The sequence below is a fragment of the Shewanella sp. GD04112 genome, from assembly GCF_029835735.1.
Classification (GTDB): domain Bacteria; phylum Pseudomonadota; class Gammaproteobacteria; order Enterobacterales; family Shewanellaceae; genus Shewanella.
The window spans coordinates 3,576,282-3,600,543 of record NZ_JAOEAL010000001.1 but is presented as its reverse complement, the minus strand read 5'-3'; the positions used below and the strand labels follow the sequence as shown (position 1 = coordinate 3,600,543).

Sequence of the window (24,262 nt, the reverse complement as noted above, 5' to 3'; positions counted from 1 at the left end):
TGAGCGGGTTATTTTGGGTACATTCGTCATTTTTGTTGGTTATTTACCAAGGCCGTATTGATGAAAATCAGTTGGTATGGGGGATTTTTTTGCGATGTTTTTTGAGGATTCAATAGTCGGTTTATTCTCTTTTTATGCAGCTAATATTCTGAAAATAAAAGAATAGATATTTAATAGATATAAAACGGGCAAAGAAACGAGTGGCATATCGTTGCCGCCCTTCACTCTGCAAAGTACAACGTTTTGGTTGCTGAAATGTTAATTGTGTTTTCTTGCTGTTGCTGGTTGGCAAGCCTACGGGTTTGACGATACATCGCAGCGATAAATGCACTTTTGGCGAGAACAAGTAACAGCTCCAAATAACAACAAGAATGGCTTGCGCTGTAAAAGTGAAGGTGGGAAGGATGAAGAAGAAATTATTGACCTTGGCAATCCAAGCTTCGATGTTTGGCATTGCTCCTTCGGTAGCATGGGCTGCCGATACGATTGAAGTGAATGCGGTGAATGAAAGCGCTAATCGGGTTGAAGTCGAGGTAGCGGATAAACAAGAAAGCATCGAAAAAGTGACAGTCACGGGCTCGCGGATTAAGCGTGACAGCTTTTCACTTAGCACTCCACTGCAGGGCTTAGATGCGAAAGATATCGCCGATAGCGGTATTGGATCATTGGCTGATATTCTAGTTGACCAAATTCCTGCATTAGCAGAAGGCGTTAGCAGTACAAATAGCCAATCGAGCGTGCAAAATACGGGTCTTTCAACCATTGATTTACGTAACCTAGGTACAGACCGCACTCTAACCTTGATCGATGGACGCCGCGTAGTATCAAACAGTTATAGCGGTAACTATGTCAGCTTAAGCACCATTCCTGCCGCTATGGTCGATAAGGTCGAAATCATTACCGGCGGGGCGTCGGCTGTTTATGGTTCCGATGCGATTGCAGGGGTGGTGAACATTATCACTCAACAGAACAAGACGGGCTTTGAGATTAACGCCCGTGGCGGCGAAACCACCGAAGGTGGTGGTCGTGAAACCACTGTCGATGTAGGTTATGGCACTGATTTTAATGGCGATAAAGGTTATATCTTCGCCAGTGCGACTTATGATAAACAACATGGCTTATTTGCGACCGACAGGGAAAGAGCTCTGTATGAGTCAAGTTTTGCCTACGATGAAAAGCAAATGTGTAATGCCATGAACACTGTCGATGGCGACCAGTGTATGCGCGATATTACCCGAGACGATTGGCGCGAACGCAGTAATGACATCGTCGGTGGCCGCTTTAAATCAAACTCTTGGTGGTACGATGGCACTGAGCTTAAAACCGATTTTAAAGAAGAGCGTGATGGTTATAACGGTTACACCACAGGTTTATTAAAGGTCCCTGAGGATACCTTGGCCGCGGCGGTCAAAATGAACTATGACCTGAGTGATGATGTGCGCGCGAATGTGCAAGTACAGTTTAGCCGCAATAACGCGTTTCGTCGTACCGATGCCGAAGGCCAAGACTATAACGACACTGAACTCTATATCGACCCTGTAACGGGTCTTCCCGGTACTATTGCTGCGGGCAGTATTTCACCAAACAATCCTTATGTGCCAGCCGAAATTGCTGCAACAGCAGGCAAGAGCATCACTTGGGATCGTCGCTTCCAAGAAGTTGGGCCCGTTGAGAGCGATAACGAGCGTACTACTTTGCGTACTTGGGCGGGATTGCAGGGCAACTTATTTGAAACTTGGACCTGGGATGCCTCACTGGGTTACGGTAAGTTTGAACAGCGTCAGCGCCGCAGCAATGAGATCAGTATTCGTCGTCTGCAATATGCTCTGGATGCTGAATACGCCGCCGATGGTGTGACTATCCAATGTGCCAGTGAAGAGGCAAGGGCCGAGGGCTGTGTTCCCGTCAATATCTTTGGTGAAGGTTCAATCAGTAAGGAAGGGGCGGACTATATCCGTGCCAATCCTTATATCAACACGGATATTACACAATTTAATGCTCTAGGATTTATCTCAGGTGAATTGTTTGAATTGCCCGCGGGTGGCGTGCAATCGGCATTCGGGGTCGAATATCGCCGTGATACTCAAGCCGTCGATACCGATAAAGCGATGCGTGGCGATGCGATAACGTTTAACGATGTGCCGCCCTTTGAAGGGGATGTGACCGTATGGGAAGCCTTTGGTGAAGCGAATCTTCCTTTGTTAAGGGATGAGGCTTTTGCTAATAGGCTCGACCTAGACTTGTCATTACGTCTTGCCGATTACAGCCAGAAAAACATCGACTTAATGTCGAGCTATCGTGCGGGTATCCTGTGGGAGCCGATTGCCAACTATGCCCTACGTGCTAACTACTCTCGTTCGCAACGTGCGCCGAATATTACTGAACTGATTTCTCCACCCCGTGGAGATTACGACAGTATTCGCGATATTTGTGATGGGGTAACAGCAACCTCTACAGGGGCGGGACATGATAGTTGTCGCCAAGACCCTGGTATTGCAGCCGCAATTGCGACTAACGGTATCTTTGAAGATGCGGGCGGTTCTAAATATTCGCCGAACGCCGGTAATGAAAACCTCACCGAGGAAACCGCGGATACCTATACCTTAGGCTTTACCATGGCGCCAGCCTTCCTCGAAGGCTTTAATCTGGCGGTCGATTATTACGATATCAAAGTTACCGATGCCATTGGTTCACTAAACAACGAGGATATTCTGGCCGAATGTTATAACTCGAGTAATCCCTATGGCGCCGATAACGAGTACTGTCAGGTCATCAGCCGCGATACTGAAGGGCAAATCACCCAGGTTATCCAACAGGAACAGAACCTAAATGACATTGTCACCCGTGGTGTTGATATCGCCATGGCCTACGAGTGGCAATTAGACGGTTACGGTGAACTCAGCTTAAAAACGAATTGGACCCATGTGTTGGAATTTAGCACTAGCTACTACGGCGCCGATGGTTTAGTTGAAGATGACTACGTGGGTGAGCTTGCCAGCGGGATTTTTGAGGACAGAGGTGCAATCTCATTAACCTGGAGCAATGATGATTGGCGTGTACGTTGGAGCGCTAAGTATAAGAGTGCCATGGTCGATAGCCACGATAGAGTTGAAGAGTGGAACGTGCTGAAAGCCGAAAACCAAGCCAAACTCGATGCTGGCGATGCCACTGCGGTAGCCAATCCAGAAACGCCCGCATTCTTATTCTACAGCTCGTATATCACCCACGATTTGTCGGTGTCTTACACTATGGACGTGAGTCAGGCTGAATTACGTTTATACGGCGGTGTGCGTAATATTTTCGACAATCAGGGTCCTTGGGTGGCCGATACTGGTGATTTAGTCGAAACGGGTAATGGTAACTACAGCAGCGCCTATGGCGGTGGTGTTGGTCGCTATGCCTACCTAGGTGCAGAGCTTAAGTTCTAATATCGTTTAACTGATACTAATCACTTAAGTTTGTTCAACCGCATGTGGCTCCCTGCATGCGGTTTTTTATTGCCAATATCCGCAAGATATTGACATCAATAGGTTAGTCACACTCATCAAGCCTTAAGCCTTCAATGGGATAGATTGACACAGACCTTTGATACTTCTTCTGTCGAGAAGCGCTTAACGTTAACTCTTTCAGCCAGAGCTTGAATGAGTGCTGACTTGAAGTAAGTCGGCTAACGCGGAATAGTAAAAAGGCCAAAAAGGCAAAGCTTCGGTGCATACCTGAGGGGAGATACTCGCTTAAATACTGAATAAACACAGCATTTAAGGATAAGTGATAGCAGTAACTTGTTAAGCGATTGGCGGCTTATTATGCCGCCAATCATCTGATGGTGTGTTTTTGTGGAATGCTAAGCGCTGACTTCGCTCTTTGGCTTACAGGTTAGTGGATAGGCAGATTTGCCTTTAAGAACTGGCTTTGTTCCCAGAGCAAGTGTTCTAAGGATTCCTTAGCCGCATAACCGTGTCCTTCAAAGGGCAGGATAACTAATCTTGCTTTACCGCCAAGGCCTTGAATGGCATCAAATAGTCGCTCCGATTGCAGCGGGAAAGTGCCTGAATTTTGATCCATCTCTCCGTGAACTAATAGCAAGGGCGATTTGATGTTATCGGCATAATTAAATGGTGACATTTGTTGATAAATATCATTGGCTTGCCAGTAGTAACGCTCCTCATTTTGAAAGCCAAAAGGCGTTAGACTGCGATTATAGGCACCGCTACGGGCAATGCCTGCATAGAATAAATCCGTATGGGCGAGCAAGTTCGCCACCATAAAGGCCCCGTAGGAGTGTCCACCCACGGCGATTTGTTTGCGATCGGCAATGCCTAAATCGACCAAGGTATCGACAGCCGCCTGCGCGTTGGCAACGAGTTGCTCGCGAAAGCTGTCATTGGGTTCTTTATCCCCTTGAGCGATGATGGGCATAGAGACTTTATCAAACACCGCAAAGCCTTCGGCGACTAATGGGACCGGGCCCCTTGGACTGATGCTGGGATATTGGTTGGCGCTAAAGCTGATTTGGCCCGCGACATCGGGATCGTTAAATTCGCGCGGATAAGCCCACATCAACACGGGTAAGGTGCCTTGCTCCTTGGTGTAATTAGCGGGTAAGTAGAGAGTGCCTGACAGGGGCACGCCATCGGCTCTTTTGTAGGTGATCAGCTGCTTCTGCATCCCCCGATACGCACTCAGTTCATCGGCCTGTTGGTAGAGCACACGTTCTTTGGCGCCATCGATTAAGACGAGGCTTGGGGCTTCAGTCGGGCTTTCACGGTTGATAATCAGTTGTAAGGGCTCAAGATTGAGCACATAGCGCACCGACTCTAATTGGTTGGTTGCAGATTGCCATAACAGTGAGGATTCCCCGGTAGCGAGTGAGGTGCGTTTTAAAAATGGCTTATCCCCCTGAGGCGATGCCCCTTGGCCGTAGTGAATAACCCCTGCGGTTTGTGCCTGCTGCACGCGGATCACTTGCCCTTTGCCTTGGGTATATTCTCTAGGGAATTTTCCAAGCTCTTGATATTTATCGCGCAGATTACGCTCGTTCAAGGTATACAACGAACTTTCCCCAAGGTGGGTATCTAGGCGACTCAGTCGCAGTAACTGTGCTTTGCTATTACGCTGGCTCACTAAGGCGATGTTATTTTCCGCCCAGTCGATATCGATGATCCGCCAAGGGGTTTTGGCGATGAGTTTGGCCTTTTGGGTAAAGGGGGCATCGAGTTGCCATAGGCTATCCCGTAGCGGCGCCTCTTGCTGGCTATCACCCTGATCTAAAGCCTCGGTAAAGGCTAAGGTTGCGCCTTGCCCTTGAACCCAATGGAACATGCGAGGGCCGGGTAAAACTGAGTCTCTTCCTTGGGGCTTAGATTCTCCACTCTGGCTTTGGTGCAGTTGCGTAATACGTTGACCATCAAGATTATAAATCTCTGTTAAGGTTGGAAAATCATAATACTTTACTTGGGTTGAGAAGGGCGTAGTGAGCTGATGGGTTAAGATATACTGACCATCTGGCGACAGCGAAAAATCCTCAAAAATGCCCGGCGCGGCGATATTTGTCAGCTTGCCATCCATATCCACAAGGGCCAGTTGACTGGTCGTCAGTTGGCTAAAGCGTTGTTTGTCAGCGCTGGTTTTCAATAAGTCTTGATAGGTGCGCTGCGGGCTTTGTTTGCCCGAGGTTTCCTTGGTTTTCGGTGCGTAAACGGTAGGGGCCATGCTCGCGTTGGCATTTGAGGCTATGACAAAGCGAGCGAGCAGGTTGTTATTGTTAGCCCATTGATAATCAAGGTTAATCGTGCCATTTAATCGGTTGTCTGACAGGCGCTTGTGGCGGTCTTGAGCGATGTCGTAAACATATAAGTAACCACCCTCAGGTGTTAGGCTGACATAGGACAAATAGCGGCTGTTGGGTGAGAATTGCACTTCGGTGATATCGTGGCCACCGGGCAAGCTTATCAGCCGCTGTCGATTATCCTGAATATTAATCAGCCTGAGTTGGTGGTAGCGCTGGGTTATACGGCTCGGTAAATATTGCTCGGCGGCGATACGTAATCCAGCCAACTTCTGCTCTGGCTGGGCAAGCGTGGCAATGCTCGGCGCTGCAATTGGGCTGAGTAATGCCAGCCACTGATGATTGTTTGAGAGTCGAGTCGTGAGATCCGCGTTATGCGCAATGGTTTGTTGCAGTGCGGGGGAAGGTTTCTGGTAGTCCTGCGCTAAGGTGTTGGGGATAAAAATCAGGCATAGCATAGTCCAGATGCCGGTCAAGGTTAAGCGAAGCATACTTGGGTTCCTAGCAAAGTAAATTACCCCTGCTGAGATGAGTTAACCGCAGGAGTAAGGCTTTGACTCTTATGTTGTTATTGGTCAATCAGTTGTAAGTAATCTGTTGCTGTATCGCAATCTATCCCGGCTCGTTTCTATATTGTTTAAATCTCTATTTTAGATTTTTAATTAGCTAATATTTTGAATTTTATATAGTTAGTTTAAAACATTGGATTGCTATCTTTGTTAAGTCTTAGGTAGTATTTAGCCACACGATGTACTCATTACCCTAACCATAAAAAGACAAATAGCGAAGGTGTGAGAAAAATGAAGGATAAGAGTAAGTTGGGTTTTTACTTGGGGAATTGTCGTATTGACCCTTCCGATAACTCAATTTTATTTCAAACGCAGGGGGATGAAACCTCCTCACATGAATCCGCTAAAGTGTCGCTTCAACCTAAGTTTATTGAAGTGCTTAGCTATCTTGCCCTGCGTTATCCTCATGTGGTTACCCGCGATGAGTTGATTACTCAAGTGTGGGAAGGTAATGCCTACGTCGGCACTAAGGCGCTCACGAATGCCATTTGGCATTTACGGCAGCAATTATCGCCTCTAGACGTGGAGGGTGGCGTGATTGAGACAGTGCGTAAGGCTGGTTATCGCTTGTTGTTACCGCCTATCTACGATCAACTCGACGATACTGAAGAAGATTTACGGCAGACCACTGAGACTAAATTGCAACATGCCAATCAGCGTCTGCGTTTAATGGCGATGGTGCTGGGGGCCGTGGCTGTTGTCAGTAGTTTATTTATTGGTATGCATTTATATCAAGATAAACAGCGGATGACGGATACCCAAATGACGGTGCTGACTCGAGATCCGGGTTCGGAGCGTTATCCAAGGTTATCCCACGATAGGCGTTGGCTTGTGTATGGTGCGAGTCGTCCTGGGGTGACATCTAGTCTGTATCTTAAAGATTTTAAACGTGAAGATGTTCCCGCCCGTCAGTTAACCCCTTCAACATCGGTTGAGCTGCGTGCTGTGTGGAGCTTAGATGATACCAAGCTGTTTTTTGCCTCCCGCAGCCACGCGACGGGAAAGTGCACTATTACTCAATTGACTTTAGCGACAAATGAGATGCTAGCCCTAGCGCCCTGTAGCACGGATATGGCGGCGATAGATATTTCCCACGATGGTCAATATCTTGCTTATATCTCCTCCCACGAGGCGGATAAAGTGGGGGGGATTTACCGCTTATCTTTGGCAAAAGCGGACGCTACGGCTGAAAGATTATCCTGCGAAAGCCAGTGTAATTACGAAGATAGAGATTTAGCCTTTAGCCCCGATGGTAAATGGCTCGCGATAGCGAGGCGCTTTAGTAATATCTCTGAGGATATTTTTATTCGCGACTTAGCCAATGCCAATGAAAAACGCTTAACCCAAGGACTAGAAGATATTCGCGGCTTGAGCTGGACGCCCAACAGTCAGGCGTTAGTGTTTGCCACGGAAGACTCTGGTAGTCGCAATGGTTTTACTATCGATATCGAAACGGCCCATATTCGGCCACTCGATGTGGAAGGTATGAGTTATCCGAGTAGCGTATCCGATGAGGGCGAGTTGGTTTATCACCAGTATCGTCGGCAATTCCAAATGGCGTATTTTTCCCTCGGGGATAAAGTGCCGGGCAGTTTGTTTCCGCTGCTGTATTCCGGTATTAGCCATCGTAATCCCCATTATTCACCTGAGGCGGGGCGAATCGTGTTTGTCTCTAGCGATACTGGCTATAACGAGATTTGGACCTCGGATATCAAGGGGCAAAAACTAGAGCAACACACTCAGCTTAAGTCGCGTGTCGCTTACCCGCGTTGGTCACCCGACGGTTCTAAAATTGCCTTTATCGCCCCCGATGATCGCAATGAAGGCAATCGCATTTTTATTTTAGATTTAACCAATAAGAACATTACCGCCTTAGCCTCGAGTTATCACAACCATGGTCGCCCCAGCTGGAATTGGCAGGGTACTGCGGTATTCGCATCGACCAGCGACGGTATCACCGAGTTTTATTTAGATAACAGTGCGCCCAAGGTGATAAGCCCTCTGAGTATGGCGGTGGGATTTGCCAAGTCGGCAACTGAATTGGTGTTTAGCCGTTATGGAGTGAATGGGCTCTGGTTGATTAATCTCGCGCAGCCTGAAGAGGTAACACAGCTCATTTCCAGCAAAGTGTTTCGATCTGGTAATAATTGGGCAATGACGGCGGACGGGGTGTATTTCAAATCCAGTAATGGCAATGAGCAGAGATTAAATTACTGGGAGGCGAGCAGCCAGCAAGTCACGCCACTCCTCAGGGTGCCCCGCTCGAGCCTAAGCGGGTTTGGCTCCATGACTTATATTCCAGAGTCAAACCGCTTAGTGATGACGCTCGATGGTTTCCCACAGCGGGATATCATACTGCTTAAACACAAACTACTTCAGTAGGTTTGAGTTTTACTTAGCGCTAAAGCGTCCACCTAATACGGCTTCGCGGGAAGCGCCTGTCACCGCTGGCAGGTTGGCGGGCAAACCTAAATGGTGGCGCATTGCGAGCCACGCAAAGGCGATGCCTTCGGCCCATTTAGGGTCGACGCCCAGTGCAGAGGTGGTATCTATGTGATAATCCGGCAGTAGCGCCGCTAAGCGCTGCATTAACTCGGTATTAAAGGCGCCGCCACCGCAGACAAATAACTCTCCCACTGGGGCGAGTTTAAGGATATCGCGGGCGATGCTGTGGCAGGTTAAATCGAGTAAAGTCGATTGAATATCCTCTTCATCCAATTGATTAAACTCTGATAATTGCTGCTCTAACCAAGCCTGATTAAACAATTCGCGCCCCGTGCTCTTGGGATAGGCGAGGGAGAAATAAGGGTGCGACAGCAACTGCGCCAGTAGCTGTGGGTCGGTGTTGCCCGAAGCGGCCCATTCACCGTCTTTGTCATAGGGCTCATTTTTCACTTGCTGGATCCAGGCATCAATCAGCGTATTGCCTGGCCCAGTATCGAAGCCTAAGACCTCTTCACGATTCCCGGTCAGATAGGTGATATTGGCAATGCCGCCAATATTGAGGATCACGCGCTTTTTACCGACTTGAGCAAAGGTTTGCTGGTGGAAGGCGGGTACTAAGGGCGCGCCTTGGCCACCTAAGGCAATGTCTTTACGACGAAAATCGGCAATCACATCGATGCCCGTCTCGGTTGCTATGGTGTTGGGATCGCCAATTTGTAGGGTAAAACCCACCTCAAGGTTTGGCATGTGGCGCACGGTTTGGCCATGGCTACCAATGGCAATGATGTCTTCTTTGGCTATCTGGGCTTTGGCGAGCAAGTTGTTGACTGCGAGGGCAAATAATTTACCGACACTGCGGTCAAGGCGACCAAGGCGGTTGATTTCATCATTGCCGGGCAGGCATAAACGCTGCAATCCCTTAAGCAAATGGCTCGGGATCGCCTCGGTATGCGTTGCGATAAGCTGCGGCTGCTCGCCCGCAAAGTCGACTAACACCGCATCGACGCCGTCCATACTGGTGCCAGACATCAGTCCAATATAATAAGCCTTGTTCATGTAGAGGATCCGTCCGTCGTTATTGCATCGCCAATTGGGTTTGCTTGTTCTGTGAAATGCTGGCCATCAACTGTTTGCTGAGCGCATCGAATTGTGGCTTTTCTTTACGGGCAATCGATTCGGCCTTAGGTAAATCAACCGTTCTTGGATTACGGTGTACGCCATTGACGATAAATTCATAGTGTAAGTGAGCGCCTGTGACGCGTCCTGTCTTACCTAAGGTGCCGATAATTTGCCCCTGCTTAACGCTGGCCCCTTTACTGACGTTGCGTTTGGTCAAATGCAAATACTTAGTCGTGTAGGTATCGTTGTGCTTAATGAACACATAGTTACCGTTAAATTGATTGTAGCCGGATTCGACAACTCGGCCATTTCCCGCCGCCTTAATGGGGGTGCCGATGGCGGCAACATAATCAACGCCGCGGTGAGCCTTAACTTGCCCCGTAACTGGGTGTAGGCGTTTCGGGTTGAAGTTTGAGCTGACGTATTTAAAGTCAACCGGTGAGCGCAGGAAGGCCTTACGCATGCTAGTGCCGTTTTCGGAGTAATAGTTGCCGTCGGTATAGCGAATGGCGGTGTAGCGCTCATCTTGGTTGATAAACTCGGCGGCGAGGATATTGCCGTTACGTAAAAACTCGCCTTCGGCATACTCCTGCTCGTAGATAATGGCGAAGCTGTCGCCCTCACGTAAATCCAAGGCAAAGTCGATATCCCAGCCAAACACGGTCGAGAGCTGCATAATTTGGTTCGCGTTTAAACCCGCATCGACGGCGGCATTCCAGAAGTTACTCTTGATTTTCGCACTGGTGAATTGGGTGCGGATTTCAATGTCTTTTTCTGAGATTTTCTCGGAATACTTATCCTGATCCTTTGTGATCACTAAGGTCGATACCGCATCGACACGGTAGCGCACTTCGGTTAAATCGCCCTTGGCATCCTTCGAAATCACAATTTCTTCGCCGGGGATGATTTTTAACAGATTCTGTTTGGCGAGTGGCAACTGGGTAATTTCGTACACATCTTTGCTGGTGAGTCCCGCACGCTCAAAAACTGCGGCTAAGGTATCGCCATTTTTCACATTAAAATGCTCAACGTCCCTGTGGTGGGCACTCTCTAAGGTTTCGCTGGCGGGCACATTGCCTGCGGCTAAGGCGTCGGCCGAAGATAACGGCGTGGCGTTGGTGGATGCATCTTGCGATTGGCCCTCAACCCCTTCTGGACGCTCTGGTGAGCGAAAGGCTAAGGGAACATCGTAACGGGTATTGACTTGAGCTTGGTCTGCGACACCTTGAGTTTGTCTTGAAGCTTGCGCTTCTTCAGAGGGAAAGAGCAGGGTTATCGTAGTGATAACAGAAAGAATGCTGAGGAGAATTTGATGCTTTTTAGGCAACAATTTAAATAACGTTATAACCTTTCCCATGTGACGCCGATACCGATTACCTAAGGCTTGAATAATCCCGTTAGTGTACACACTTTCAATTGTGGTGGCTAACAAGTAACATAAGTCTCCTCATTTTATGATCATGGCCTTAGGAGTCCCCGCCGAGATGGCTGATTTAGACCAAGTATTAGCAGAAATTAGACGTGGTACCGATGAGATCCTACTCGAATCGGATCTGCTGGAAAAACTCAAAGAAGGACGTCCACTTCGTATCAAGTTAGGCGCTGATCCTACCGCACCGGATATCCATCTTGGACACACAGTAATTTTAAATAAATTAAGATTATTCCAAGAGTTAGGTCATGAAGTCATTTTCTTAATTGGTGACTTTACCGGTATGGTGGGTGATCCAAGTGGTAAAAACAGCACGCGTCCACCACTCACCCGTGAGCAAGTATTAGCCAACGCCGAGACCTACAAAGAGCAGGTCTATAAAATTTTGGATCCTGCCAAAACCCGTATCGAGTTCAACTCGAGCTGGTTAGAGCCATTAGGCGCAGCGGGGATGATCCGTTTAGCCTCGCAGCAAACCGTCGCCCGTATGATGGAACGTGATGACTTTAAGAAGCGCTATGCTTCGGGTCAGTCGATCGCTATCCACGAATTTATGTACCCACTCTTACAGGGTTATGACTCAGTAGCCCTGAAGGCCGACGTTGAATTAGGCGGAACCGACCAAAAGTTCAACCTGTTGATGGGCCGTGAGTTACAGAAAGCCGAAGGCCAAAAGCCACAAGCCGTGATCATGATGCCACTGCTTGAAGGTTTAGACGGCGTGAAGAAAATGTCTAAATCGGCGCACAACTACATTGGTGTGAGTGAGCCCGCCAATGAAATGTTTGGCAAGATCATGTCGATTTCTGACGAATTAATGTGGCGTTACTTTGAGCTGCTGTCATTCCGTCCTTTGGCCGAGATTGAACAGTTCAAACAAGATATTGCCAACGGTGCTAACCCCCGTGATACTAAGATTGCGCTTGCGAAGGAAATCATCGCGCGCTTCCACGACCAAGCGGCGGCCGAGAGTGCCCATCAAGCCTTTATCGACCGTTTCCAAAAGGGCGCTATCCCAGATGATATCCCAGAGGTTGAATTAGCGGCGGGTGAAGGTTTAGCGATTGCTAACTTACTTAAAGATGCCGACTTAGTGGGTTCGACTTCCGATGCGATGCGTATGATCAAGCAAGGCGCGGTGAAGATGGACGGTGAGAAGGTTGATGATAGCCGCATGACCTTAAGCGCTGGCACGGTTGCCGTATTCCAAGTCGGTAAGCGTAAGTTCGCGAAAGTGACTCTGGTTTAAGCCGAATCGGATGTCACCATGTGCTACAGGCAGTGAGCTTAAACGGTTAATAAGTACTTACCAAGCAGTAAAAAGAGCGCCTAAGGGCGCTCTTTTTATATCTGCATTTTATCTCGATAGCTTAAGAGACTGTGCTTAAGGTGCTGTGCTTGCCTCATGCTCGCCGATATTGCATCTGTCGGTACCGAAATGCTGACCATCGCGACACTTCCACGCCAACTGGGCGGAATCCACTTGCCAGCGCTGGGCACTTTTCTTAAGCGACAGAATTAATAGCATTTGTGGGTGCTGCTGCGACAACTCGCTCACTTGATAGGTAAACACGCCATTTTTGGTGGGCTGAGTGCGGACAAGGGTAAACTTTTTACCTGCATATTGGCTGCTGATGGCGGTGGGATCTTCGCTCCAGGCTTGATGTTGCTCCTGGGCGGCCCGCAGTTGCTGGTTGAAATGGCTTACGGGTTGCACCGCGTAGGACACAATAATGGGCTGCTGCGCCTGTGCGTGGGGCGCGAGCATTAGGCCATTCAGGGCGAGTAGGGCAATCAGTCCAAACAACTTCATACAAACCTCATTGAAACGAAACGACCGGTAGGCATTGGATACCGCACCTCAGTCGTATTGACTCATTGCAGGTTTCGACTCGTTTTGAGGGCTCAAGTTTCAACAAAAGCTAAATTTTGTGACTACTGCATCGCTAATTGGTCTGACATGGTCTGGTAATCAATCAGATCCACATGCTCTGTGACCCTGTGATTACGCATATCGAGCTTAAGACTGGTGACCCCAGGAATGGCGACATCAATAATTTTTCCGGGTTTGCCAAATTGCTCGCCGGGGCCCTTAAAGTGATAGTTACCAATCATCACCACGAGGGAGCCTGCGTTATACATATGCTCGATATTGAAATCATATTCGAGCACACCCTCGTGGGCGCGCTCGAGGAAGTCGATAATAAACCGCCCACCCGTGTATTTACGATTGGCGGTTTTATCGAAGAAGACGGTATCACGGTTATAGAATTTGCCGAGTGTTTGATAGTCGTGCTCGGTTAGCGCGTTCATGTATTTTACGGCTAACTGCTGTTCTGCTGGCATTTCCCCTGAGTTAGCGTGTACAGACGCAGGAAACAAGGCCGGAACCCAAATAAGACAGACTAAAAGACACAATATTCGCAAACTATTCCCTCTTGGTTTTGAGATCAAAGGCGGGTAACGACAAATGCCATTTGATGGCGCATAGGCGAATGATTAAGGCACTGGTCATGGCTAAAAATAGTGCCGTTTTTTCGCCCATCCCGTAGGCAAGGCTTACGGTATAACCTATGCCGCCAACAATCGACGCAGTGGCATAGATTTCTGTGCGTAACACCATAGGGATTTGTCTGCACAGTAAGTCTCGAATAATGCCTCCTCCAACGCCCGTGATCAAGCCCATCACGACGGCAATCATGCCACTGAGTCCCATATTGAGGGCTTTTTCGGCACCAATCACAGTGAACAGGGCCAAACCTAAGGCATCGGCGACCGGCAGCGTATATTGCGGCATCTTGCGTGGACGGCGCACCAACAGCAAACAAGCTAGGACTGTGGCGAGTATGACAATGATGTAGTTAGGGTCGCGGATCCAAAACACGGGCGTAGCGCCAATCAGCGCATCGCGAATACTGCCGCCGCCGACCGCAGTCACCGAGGCCAGCACGATAACGCCAAAGGGGTCCATACGGTGACGACCTGCGGCTAAAGCGCCAGAAAGGGCAAATACCGCCGTGCCACATAAATCGAAGAAGTAAATCCAGTGGCTCATTTACTCATCTCTTTGATGTGGATGTTTAGCGCGTCCACAGAGATACGAATTTCTATCACAGACAAAATCAGTGAATAGAGCAGCAGTAGTAAGCTGGCACCGAAGATCACCGAGCCCGTCTTATTAAAACCGATATAGATGAAAATCATACAGAGCACACACAGGGCAAAGCTGGATACGCCGGCCTCCTGCATGCGGCGAATAATCCGGATCCGTTGGCTTAAGTTTTTAATCTGATCCTTATGCACGGGTTTATCACCGTTACTGAGCTGACGTATCAGTGCTGCCAATGCAAAGAAACGGTTGGTATAGGCCAGTAATAGCAGTGAGATTGCCGGAAATAACAAGGCGGGAGTTGTTAATGAAACATGCATGTTTTCGAACAAGATAGTCAGCCTTTAACCCAATGTTAAGATTAAAGGCATCATATCACAGGGTTTGTAGCCAGCGTAAACCCGCCCAAATGATAGGAAGTAAGGTAATAAAGCTAAACCAGATAGCACAGGCCCGCGATGTGAGTTTTACCGCGGGGGCAATCATCTCTTGGTGCGGCTGTGGCCCATGGGCAATCTTAGCCACATCAATGCGTTGCCCCGAAAACTTCTGTGGTCCACCCAATTCAATGCGTAAAATGTTTGCCACTAAGGACACGCTCATCACATAACCCCGCAGGGCTGGATGATTTTTAGAGGTGCGAAACAGCATTGCTAAAGCCTTGGAGCCGCCCTGAATCGCAATCGACAGACTCCATAACCAAGCAGGGATCGCCAGCAGTGCCGTAGAAATAACGTGCACCGAACTGCAAAAGTGTTGGTACTTAGGTTGAATGGGCGGCCAACTGAGTTCGAGCTGTTTAATCATTCTCACCGCCAGCACCATAGGGGCGCCTGCGATCGCAAAGAAGAAGATGGTCGATGCCGTGCCGTAAATCGGCGCGGTAGCGAGCTTTTCTATCGTGGCCTTGGTTAAACCGACTTCCGACAGACTATCCGTATCACGGACAATCCACGGCTGTAATAGCTTTTTTGCGCTGGCATTATCCTCGCGCTTTAATGCTTTAGCTATTTCGTCGGCGACTTGGCTAAAGCCTGCATCCGTCAAACACAGATACAGAACTAAAAACTCAAAGAACCAAGGGAAGGCGGCAAGTTCGAGTAAAAAAGTGATAATCGCCCAGAAGGGAAACACCAGCAGCAACATGGCTAAAAAGCCAGCGGTCGCCTGTTGACTGGGCGCGCGCCCGGGGCGATTGACTTTGGCGGCGAGCTGTTTGGCTAAGTGACTAAACCAAATCAGTGGCTGCATTTCCCTTGGCAATGGCGCTAAACGCGCCAACAGTAAAGCAAAGAAAAGTACCAAGAAGCCCTCAAACAAAGCGCCATCAATTTCGACAAGTTGTTGATAAAAAGAACTGTGCATCAGGTACTTTCCGCAATCATGCTTTAGTCAATTACTTTACTGAGTTTGGATCTAATTGCTCAAGCAGCAACATCACCATTAGTGCCGAATGGTAACCTGCCTTCACAATGTAAGAATCAAAATCGACCGGTGAGTCGTTGTTGGCGTTGTCAGAGAGCGAGCGGATCACCACGAATGGCACGCCGAACTGATGGCAAACTTGGGCAATTGCAGCGCCTTCCATCTCACAGGCCGCCATGGTTGGGAAGTGCTCTAACATGGTCTTGGTGCGAACAGGGTCGCAAATAAAGCTATCGCCAGTACAGATTAAGCCTTCAATCGCTTTCACTTCGCCTAATTGTGCGATGGCCTTATTAGCCGCTTCGACTAAGTATGGCGCCGGAATAAACGCTGCGGGTTGCTGCGCCATTTGGCCAATTTCGTAACCAAATGCGGTGACATCCACATCGTGGTGGCGCACTTCGGATGAAATCACGATATCGCCAATCGACAGTGAATCGACAAAACCACCCGCAGAACCTGTGTTGATTACCGCATCGGGGGCGTATTTCTCAATCAGCAGCGTGGTGGCAATACTAGCGGCGACTTTACCAATACCAGAGCGCGTCACTACAACGTCTTTGCCCGCTAAGGTGCCAGCGATAAATTCAATACCTGCAATCGTTTGCGAAGAGGCGTTTGTCATAGCCGCAATAAGATGGGCAACTTCTGGCTCCATAGCGCCAATAATACCAATTTTCATGGGAGACCCTTTTGATTCTACTGAATGTGTGATGCCACTAAAGAGTGGGATAACAGAATGGCGGCTAATATACCACAGTTATGCTTTGACGTTATTGTGGGATTGCGATTGCTTGATTGGGGTGGGATAAAACGCGCGGAAGGTAAAAAAATGCGCACCCTAAGGTGCGCCAAAATTCACAAGCAAATGGTGGACTCGTGGGTACGAGTCCGAGACTCACAGGTACAGCGGTACAACAAAAAACAATTAATCTAAGTAGTTAAGAATACCTTGCGCGGCATCACGTCCTTCAGCAATAGCGGTCACAACCAGATCCGAGCCACGGACCATATCCCCGCCAGCAAATACCTTTGGATTGGTGGTTTGGAATGGGTTATCGGCCTGTTTACTGGCTTTTACTCGGCCCCATTGGTCGAGTTCAATGCCGTAATCGGCAAACCAAGGCGCTGGGCTAGGTTGGAAACCGAAGGCGATAATCACCGCATCGGCGTCGAGTAACTGCTCGCTGCCTTCAATTGCTTCAGCACGTTGACGGCCACTCGCATCGGCTTTACCCATTTGGGTTTCAACGCATTCCACACCCACCACTTTGCCATCCTGGGTTTTAATCGCCACGGGTTGACGGTTAAACAGGAAGTTCACTCCCTCTTCACGGGCGTTTTGCACTTCGCGGCGTGAACCCGGCATGTTGGCTTCATCACGGCGATAGGCACAAATCACACTGCTGGCACCTTGGCGCACGGCGGTGCGAACACAGTCCATGGCGGTATCACCACCACCGAGTACCACCACGCGTTTACCAGCAAGGTTAAGGTAAGGCGTATCAGGGCTTGTGCTGCCCATCAGGTGATGGGTATTACCAATCAAGTAGGGTAGAGCTTGGTACACGCCTTGGGCATCTTCGCCCTCAAGGCCCGCTTTCATAGCGGTGTAGGTACCCATGCCGAGGAAGACAGCATCGTATTCCTCAAGCAGTTGGTTAAAGCCAACATCCTTACCCACAGTGACGCCCAGTTTGAACTCGATGCCCATGCCTTCTAACACAGTGCGGCGAGTTGCCATCACGGCTTTATCCAGTTTAAAGGCGGGAATACCGTAGGTCAGCAGGCCACCAATCTGGGGATACTTATCAAACACCACAGCCTTAACCCCATTACGGGCAAGAATATCGGCACAGCCTAAACCAGCTGGGCCTGCGCCCACAATCGCGACCTTTTCCTTGCGCGGCGTGACCTTGCTCATATCCGGACGCCAGCCTTGGGCGATGGCGGTATCGGTAATGTATTTCTCCACATTACCGATAGTCACGGCACCAAAGTCGGCGTTTAGGGTACAAGCGCCTTCACAGAGTCTGTCCTGTGGGCAGACGCGGCCGCAGATCTCGGGCAGGGTATTGGTCTCATGGACTAAATCCGCTGCTTCCATAATTCGGCCCTGTTGCGCCAGTTTCAGCCAATTGGGAATATAGTTGTGCAGCGGACATTTCCACTCACAATAAGGGTTACCGCAATCGAGGCAACGGTCCGCCTGTTCAGTCACCTGAGCTTGAGCAAAGGGCTGATAAATCTCAATAAACTGAGTCGAACGCTTTGCTGCAGGGTGTTTAGTTGGGTCTTTGCGACCCACTTCAATAAATTGAAAATCGTTACTCATCTGCTATTACCCCGCTTTAACTGCTAGTTCCGGGCTCGATTGCTCTAATTTGAGCAGATCTGCAACGGCGATATTTTTCGGTTTCACTAAAACAAAGCAATCTAACCAGTTGGCAAAGTCGCTTAAGATCATCTTCGCGTGCTCACTGCCAGTCTCGGCCACATGCTCTTCAATCAAGCCTTTCAAATGCTGTTGATGGATAGGTGATTCGAGTTTTTGGGTATCGACAAGCTCGTTATTCACGCGGCGGTTAAAACGGCCAAATTGGTCGAAGACATAGGCAAAACCGCCCGTCATCCCTGCGCCGAAGTTGACCCCGGTTTTGCCGAGCACAACAACGATACCGCTGGTCATGTATTCGCAGCCGTTATCGCCTAAGCCTTCAACTACGGCAATGGCGCCAGAGTTACGTACCGCAAAGCGTTCACCCGCTTGACCCGCAGCGAAGAAGCGTCCACCCGTCGCGCCATACAGACAAGTGTTACCGACAATCGCGCTGCGCTCGCTCTGGAATGGACTCCCTAGCGGTGGATAAATCACAATCTTGCCGCCCGACATGCCTTTACCGACGTAGTCGTTGGCATCACCGCAGAGCTTGAGTTCAAGGCCTGGGCTGTTCCATACCCCAAAACTTTGGCCGGCACTGCCATTAAAGCTGAGTTTAATCGGTGCCTTAGTGCCTTTAACGCCAAGGGTGGTCGCGATATAGCCCGACAGGCGTGCGCCCACTGAGCGGTCGGTGTTGTTGATACTGTAAGCGGCATCGAAACACTCGCCCTTATCGACCGCACTCTGACACTCGTTGAGCAGATGTTGGTTGAGTAAGCCTAAATCCGCTGGTGGATTGGTTTCCTGCCAAGTGCGCGAGGTGCTGGCTCTGACCTTAGGCTGATACAGGATCGGCGCTAAATCGAGTCCGCGTTGTTTATCGGTCTGGCCTTCCAAGGTATGTAGCCACTCACTGCGGCCCACTAAATCTTCGAACTTGCTGACCCCTAGCGTTGCCATCCACTCGCGTACTTCCTCGGCGACAAACTCAAAGTAAGTCATCACTCGCTCTGGTAAGCCGTGGTAGTGGTTATCGCGCAGTTTCTTGTCCTGAGTTGCGACACCAGTAGCGCAGTTGTTCAGGTGGCAAATACGCAGGTACTTACAACCTAAGGCAATCATAGGCACAGTCCCGAAGCCAAAGCTCTCGGCGCCGAGTAAGGCTGCCTTGATGACGTCGGTTCCGGTTTTTAGGCCGCCATCGACCTGCAAGCGGATCTTATGGCGTAGGCCATTTTCCACCAGAGATTGATGCACTTCGGCAAGGCCGAGTTCCCATGGGCTGCCGGCGTATTTCACCGAAGTGATAGGGCTTGCGCCCGTGCCACCATCGTAGCCAGAAATAGTGATCATATCGGCGTAGGCTTTTGCTACACCTGTGGCGATAGTACCGACACCTGGCTCAGACACTAACTTCACGGAGATCAGTGCCTTGGTATTGATTTGTTTTAAATCGAAAATCAGCTGGGCTAAGTCTTCGATAGAGTAAATATCATGGTGCGGTGGTGGTGAAATCAAGGTTACACCTGGGCGCGCGTGGCGCAGTCCTGCAATTTCCACACTCACCTTATGGCCTGGCAGTTGTCCGCCTTCACCGGGTTTTGCGCCCTGTGCGACTTTAATCTGCAACACATCGGCATTGACTAGGTAATGGGCGGTTACGCCAAAACGTGCCGAGGCAATTTGCTTAATCGCCGAGTTACGCTCGGTGTTAAAGCGACGCGCATCCTCACCACCTTCGCCCGAGTTGGAGCGGCCGCCTAAGCGATTCATGGCGATGGCTAATGCCTCATGGGCCTCGGGGCTTAGGGCGCCAATACTCATGGCCGCACTGTCAAAGCGTGGGAATAAGTGGCTGGCTGCTTCAACTTTATCCAGTTCAATTGCAGCTTGGTCAGCTTTAATGCCAATCAAATCCCTTAGGGTGGCAACTGGGCGGTTATCGACTAATTCGGCGAATTTCTTATAGGTCGCAAAATTCTTGTCGATTAAGGACGCCTGCAGCGTGTTGACCACATCTGGGTTGAAGCAGTGGTACTCACCGCCATCCACGTATTTGAGTAAACCGCCTTGTGGCAGTGGCACATGGGCGCGGTAAGCGGCTTTATGCAGCAGCGCTTGATCTTGAGCGATATCCTCAAAGCTGGCGCCTTCGATACGGCTTACTACTCCTTTAAAGCAGAGTTCAATTACATCGCTGGCAATACCAATGGCCTCAAACTGTTGGCTACAACGGTAGGAGCCGACGGTGCTGATCCCCATTTTCGACATGATCTTACGTAGGCCTTTCTCGATGCCGTAGCGGAAGTTCAGCATCAACGCCGTGGTATCGGTCAATTGATGGCGTTTCGCCAGATCTGAGATTGATTCATACACTAGATACGGATAAATCGCCGTAGCACCAAAGCCGAGTAGCACTGCAAAGTGGTGCGGATCCCGCGCCGATGCGGTCTCAACAATGATGTTGGTATCGCAGCGTAGGCTCTTGCTCACCAGCATTTGTTGTACTGCGCCAACTGCCATGGCCGCCGGGATCACCTGCGCCGATTTATCAATCGCGCGGTCGGATAAAATCAGCAGCGTGGTGCCACTGCGAGCTAAACGCTCGGCTTCCGAGGTGATGCGGCGGATAGCGTGCTCTAAGCCTTCCTTCGGATCGTAGTTTAAGTCGACGATATTGGCGCGATAGTAAGTGCTATCTAATCCGAGTAATTGGTTGAAATCACTGAATAATAATATCGGTGAGTTGAACATCACTCGATAGGCATGACCAGTGGTTTCGTTGAAGAGGTTTTGCTCGCGGCCGATACAGGTCGCCAGAGACATCACGTGCTTTTCACGCAGCGGATCGATAGGCGGGTTAGTGACTTGAGCGAATTTCTGTCGGAAATAGTCATAGAGCGAGCGTGACTTTTTCGACAATACGGCCATTGGCGTATCGTCGCCCATGGAACCTGTCGCTTCTTCGCCTTGTTTTGCCAGCACCCAAATCACTTGTTCAAGCTCTTCGCGGGTGTAACCAAATTGCTTTTGGTATTGCAGTAGTTGCTCAGGGCTTAATTCGCTGGCGCCATGTTGCTCCGTTGCCAACTGCTCTGCTGGGATCAGAGTACGGCTGTTTTTCGCCATCCACTCTTTATAGGGGTGGCGACGCTTAAGGTCATTATCGATTTCGAATGATTGGTACAGACGACCATTGAGTGTATCTAACACTAACAGCTCACCCGGGCCGACGCGGCCTTTCTCAATCACTTCATCGGCGGCATAGTCCCAAATGCCCACTTCGGAGGCGAGGGTGAGGATACGATCTTTAGTGATCACATAACGAGATGGGCGCAGACCGTTACGATCCACTGCGCAAGCGGCGTGGCGACCGTTGGTCATTACGATACCCGCTGGGCCATCCCAAGGTTCCATATGCATGGAGTTAAAGTCATAGAAGGCTTTTAGCTCATCATCCATCTCTGGGTTACTCTGCCATGCTGGCGGAATAAGCAAACGCATGGCGCGGTATAGGTCCATACCGCCTGAGAGCAGCATCTCGAGCATATTGTCGAGGGAGGATGAATCGGAGCCCGTTTCATTCACAAAAGGTGCCGCCTGTTGTAAGTCGGGCAGCAATGGTGAATTAAACTTGTAGGCACGTGCACGGGCCCATTGGCGGTTACCGGTAATAGTGTTGATCTCGCCGTTATGGGCAAGATATCTAAAGGGCTGAGCGAGTGGCCATTTAGGTGAAGTATTAGTTGAAAAGCGTTGATGGAATAAACAAATAGAGCTCTTCAAACGGATGTCGGCAAGGTCGGGATAGAATGCGGGCAAGTCGGCTGGCATCATCAAGCCTTTGTAGACTATGACTTGACCTGAAAGACTCGCGACATAAAAGTCTTTATCGTCAGTAATTTGTTGCTCTAAACGGCGGCGAGCCATGTAGAGGCGACGCTCAAGATCTTTCTCACGCCAGCCAATCGGGGCGTTGATCAGGACTTGATAGATTTGCGGCAGGCTCGATTTACCAATCTCACCCAATACTTCAGGATTGACGGGGACTTTACGCCAGCCTGCAATGCTTAAGGTTTCACGCTCGAGTTCGCGTTCGAGAATAAACTTGGCTTGGTCGGCCAGTTCTTCATCTTGGCTTAAAAACAACATGCCCACGGCGAATTTGCGGCTCAGGTGCCAGTCATTTTCCGCGGCAATGGCTTCAAAGAATTGCAATGGTAGCTGCATTAATAAACCACAGCCGTCCCCAGTTCGACCGTCAGAGGCGATACCGCCACGGTGTTTCATGCGATCGAGGCCATGGATGGCGGTGCGCACGATACGATGGCTGGCTTCGCCATCCATTTGTGCAATCAAGCCAAAACCACAATTGTCCCGCTCAAAACTGGGATGATATAAGCTCATACAAAAACCTCCCTTGACCTCAACGAAATTACTACTCGGGGAGAAATGTAAAGACTTTCTATAGATATGCACCCGAACCACCCAAATTATCCTGACATTAACCAAAGGTCAAACCAAAAATTTGCATAAAATATGGGTATTCATTCATGTTTTATACACAAAATACAATTACTTGACGTTAACGTTAACTGACTAAAGTGCTGTATAACATTATGAATAAAAAGAATTTTAAAAAATGAAAAACGATAGAGTTACTAAAATGTAACATTGAAATCGATTGTTTTTGATTTAGAAATAGTGATTTTTATTGCAAATACAGTGGTTGTATAAAAATATAAAATAAATGAATTGTTATTCTTTTTGCTTGTGAGTGAAATCACGGAGTGTAAAGACACTGTGAGCAATGACTCAGGTTTTAAGCTTTGCCGCTGTGAATCTAACCGGAGTTTGATTTACCACCAAGAAAACGATGCTCGCTTTGTTTATCATGAGTTTTTCCATCTAAACACTCGTCTTTATCTCTTCTCTTTTGTGATTTTATCTTGGTTATTTTTAATGAAACGACATGAAATTTGGCAGGCGAGCTAATGGGGCTCGATGCATACGTAAACACATTCGGTGCCGTGTGTAAGGCTAAATACGGCGAGCGCTTACGCAAGCTGACTATCGATGCCAAATTCACTTGCCCTAACCGCGATGGCACCCTAGGACGGGGTGGTTGCACCTTTTGTAATGTGGCCTCCTTTAGCTATCAGCAGGCGGAAACGCTCAGCATTAGTGAGCAATTAGAGCAGGGGAAAGCCCGTTATAAAGAGGCGAAACCTAAGCTGAATGCGGATAAGTTTATCGCGTATTTTCAGGCCTATACGAGCACCTATGATGAGTATCAGGTGTTGATGGCCAAATACGATGAAGCGGTCAAAGACAGTGAGATTGTGGGCCTGTGTGTTGGCACTCGTCCCGACTGTGTGACAGATAATGTGCTAGATTTATTAGCGAGTTATCAGCAAAAGGGGGTCGATGTCTGGCTGGAACTTGGGTTACAAACCGCCAATGATAGCACCTTGCATAAGATTAACCGTGGGCACGATTTTGCCTGTTATTGCGATACGGTTGCACGGGCCAGAAGCCGAGGCCTAAAAGTCTGTACTCACCTTATCTTAGGCTTACCCGGTGAAACTCACCTCGATTATATGGCGACACTGCAGGCGGTGCTGGCGCAGGGCGTCGATGGCTTAAAGCTACATCCATTACATGTCGTCGAGGGCAGTACGATGGCAAAGGCTTGGCGCGCAGGACGCTTGCCATTGCTCAGTCTCGAAGAGTATGCGGCTTGTGCGGGCGAGCTGGTTCGGCATACACCGAAAGAAGTGATTTTTCATCGGGTGACCGCCTATGCGAAAAAACCGATACTACTCGCGCCCAATTGGTGCGGTTATCGTTGGAATGGTTTAGTGGCAATTGTTGAGGATCTTGCGCGTAAGGGTGGACAAGGCGCGGCATTAGCGCGACCATAATGACCATATCGCTTGAAGGGATTCAGTTTAAACCGATTTATCGCTGAGAGTGTTTTAAATAGTTGATT

Annotated in this window: 15 protein-coding genes; 4 read left to right on the top strand and 11 right to left on the bottom strand. The window is 49.2% G+C overall.

All coding sequences use genetic code 11. The features are described from left to right. Nucleotides 1-404: 404 nt before the first annotated feature. Nucleotides 405-3,428 carry a TonB-dependent receptor gene (locus tag N7386_RS15885; RefSeq protein WP_279769628.1) on the top strand — a complete coding sequence of 1,008 codons (3,024 nt, stop codon included), beginning with the start codon at nt 405-407 and terminating at the stop codon, nt 3,426-3,428. A 448-nt stretch (nt 3,429-3,876) separates the two neighbouring features. Here N7386_RS15885 and N7386_RS15880 read toward each other — a convergent pair whose 3' ends face one another. After that, nucleotides 3,877-6,279: a prolyl oligopeptidase family serine peptidase gene (locus N7386_RS15880; RefSeq protein WP_279769627.1), complete on the bottom strand. Its 2,403-nt coding sequence runs from the start codon at nt 6,277-6,279 to the stop codon at nt 3,877-3,879. Between the two features lie 309 nt (nt 6,280-6,588). Between N7386_RS15880 and N7386_RS15875 the strand changes: the two genes are divergently transcribed. After that, the gene (locus N7386_RS15875; RefSeq protein ID WP_279769625.1) at nt 6,589-8,739 is read left to right on the top strand and encodes a winged helix-turn-helix domain-containing protein; all 2,151 of its coding nucleotides are present in this window, start codon (nt 6,589-6,591) and stop codon (nt 8,737-8,739) included. A gap of 9 nt (nt 8,740-8,748) precedes the next feature. Here the strand turns inward: N7386_RS15875 and N7386_RS15870 are convergent, their stop codons facing one another. Both N7386_RS15870 and N7386_RS15865 read right to left on the bottom strand, forming a co-directional pair. Beyond that, nucleotides 8,749-9,858: an anhydro-N-acetylmuramic acid kinase gene (locus N7386_RS15870; protein WP_279769623.1), complete on the bottom strand. Its 1,110-nt coding sequence runs from the start codon at nt 9,856-9,858 to the stop codon at nt 8,749-8,751. Nucleotides 9,859-9,877: 19 nt separating this feature from the next. Then, the gene (locus N7386_RS15865) at nt 9,878-11,278 is read right to left on the bottom strand and encodes a peptidoglycan DD-metalloendopeptidase family protein (protein ID WP_011717902.1); all 1,401 of its coding nucleotides are present in this window, start codon (nt 11,276-11,278) and stop codon (nt 9,878-9,880) included. Between the two features lie 127 nt (nt 11,279-11,405). Here N7386_RS15865 and tyrS point away from each other — a divergent pair, with 127 nt between their 5' ends. After that, nucleotides 11,406-12,602, top strand: a complete 1,197-nt coding sequence (gene tyrS, locus N7386_RS15860; protein WP_011626902.1) for a tyrosine--tRNA ligase — start codon at nt 11,406-11,408, stop codon at nt 12,600-12,602. Nucleotides 12,603-12,737: 135 nt separating this feature from the next. Here tyrS and N7386_RS15855 read toward each other — a convergent pair whose 3' ends face one another. The 8 genes from N7386_RS15855 to gltB all read right to left on the bottom strand — a co-directional run bounded on the left by N7386_RS15855 (nt 12,738) and on the right by gltB (nt 22,677). Then, on the bottom strand, nt 12,738-13,166 hold the full coding sequence (locus N7386_RS15855; RefSeq protein WP_011717900.1) for a hypothetical protein: 429 nt from the start codon (nt 13,164-13,166) through the stop codon (nt 12,738-12,740). A 122-nt stretch (nt 13,167-13,288) separates the two neighbouring features. Then, entirely contained in the window at nt 13,289-13,780 is a 492-nt protein-coding gene (locus N7386_RS15850) for a nuclear transport factor 2 family protein (RefSeq protein WP_011717899.1), read from the bottom strand. Between the two features lies 1 nt (nt 13,781). Beyond that, a complete protein-coding gene (locus N7386_RS15845) occupies nt 13,782-14,408 on the bottom strand; it encodes a trimeric intracellular cation channel family protein (protein ID WP_011717898.1) in 627 nt (208 codons plus the stop codon). After that, a complete protein-coding gene (locus tag N7386_RS15840) occupies nt 14,405-14,782 on the bottom strand; it encodes a DUF2721 domain-containing protein (protein WP_011623626.1) in 378 nt (125 codons plus the stop codon). Before N7386_RS15840 ends, N7386_RS15845 begins: the two co-directional genes overlap by 4 nt. A 55-nt stretch (nt 14,783-14,837) precedes the next feature. After that, nucleotides 14,838-15,827, bottom strand: a complete 990-nt coding sequence (locus N7386_RS15835; RefSeq protein WP_279769619.1) for a cobalamin biosynthesis protein — start codon at nt 15,825-15,827, stop codon at nt 14,838-14,840. A gap of 31 nt (nt 15,828-15,858) precedes the next feature. Continuing rightward, the gene (locus N7386_RS15830) at nt 15,859-16,569 is read right to left on the bottom strand and encodes a 5'-methylthioadenosine/adenosylhomocysteine nucleosidase (RefSeq protein ID WP_037427597.1); all 711 of its coding nucleotides are present in this window, start codon (nt 16,567-16,569) and stop codon (nt 15,859-15,861) included. Nucleotides 16,570-16,815: 246 nt separating this feature from the next. Continuing rightward, entirely contained in the window at nt 16,816-18,222 is a 1,407-nt protein-coding gene (locus N7386_RS15825; protein ID WP_279769617.1) for an FAD-dependent oxidoreductase, read from the bottom strand. Between the two features lie 6 nt (nt 18,223-18,228). After that, nucleotides 18,229-22,677, bottom strand: coding sequence for a glutamate synthase large subunit (gene gltB, locus N7386_RS15820; RefSeq protein WP_279769615.1), 4,449 nt, complete (start codon nt 22,675-22,677; stop codon nt 18,229-18,231). Between the two features lie 587 nt (nt 22,678-23,264). Here gltB and N7386_RS15815 point away from each other — a divergent pair. After that, nucleotides 23,265-24,194: a TIGR01212 family radical SAM protein gene (locus tag N7386_RS15815; protein ID WP_279769613.1), complete on the top strand. Its 930-nt coding sequence runs from the start codon at nt 23,265-23,267 to the stop codon at nt 24,192-24,194. Nucleotides 24,195-24,262 lie beyond the last annotated feature (68 nt).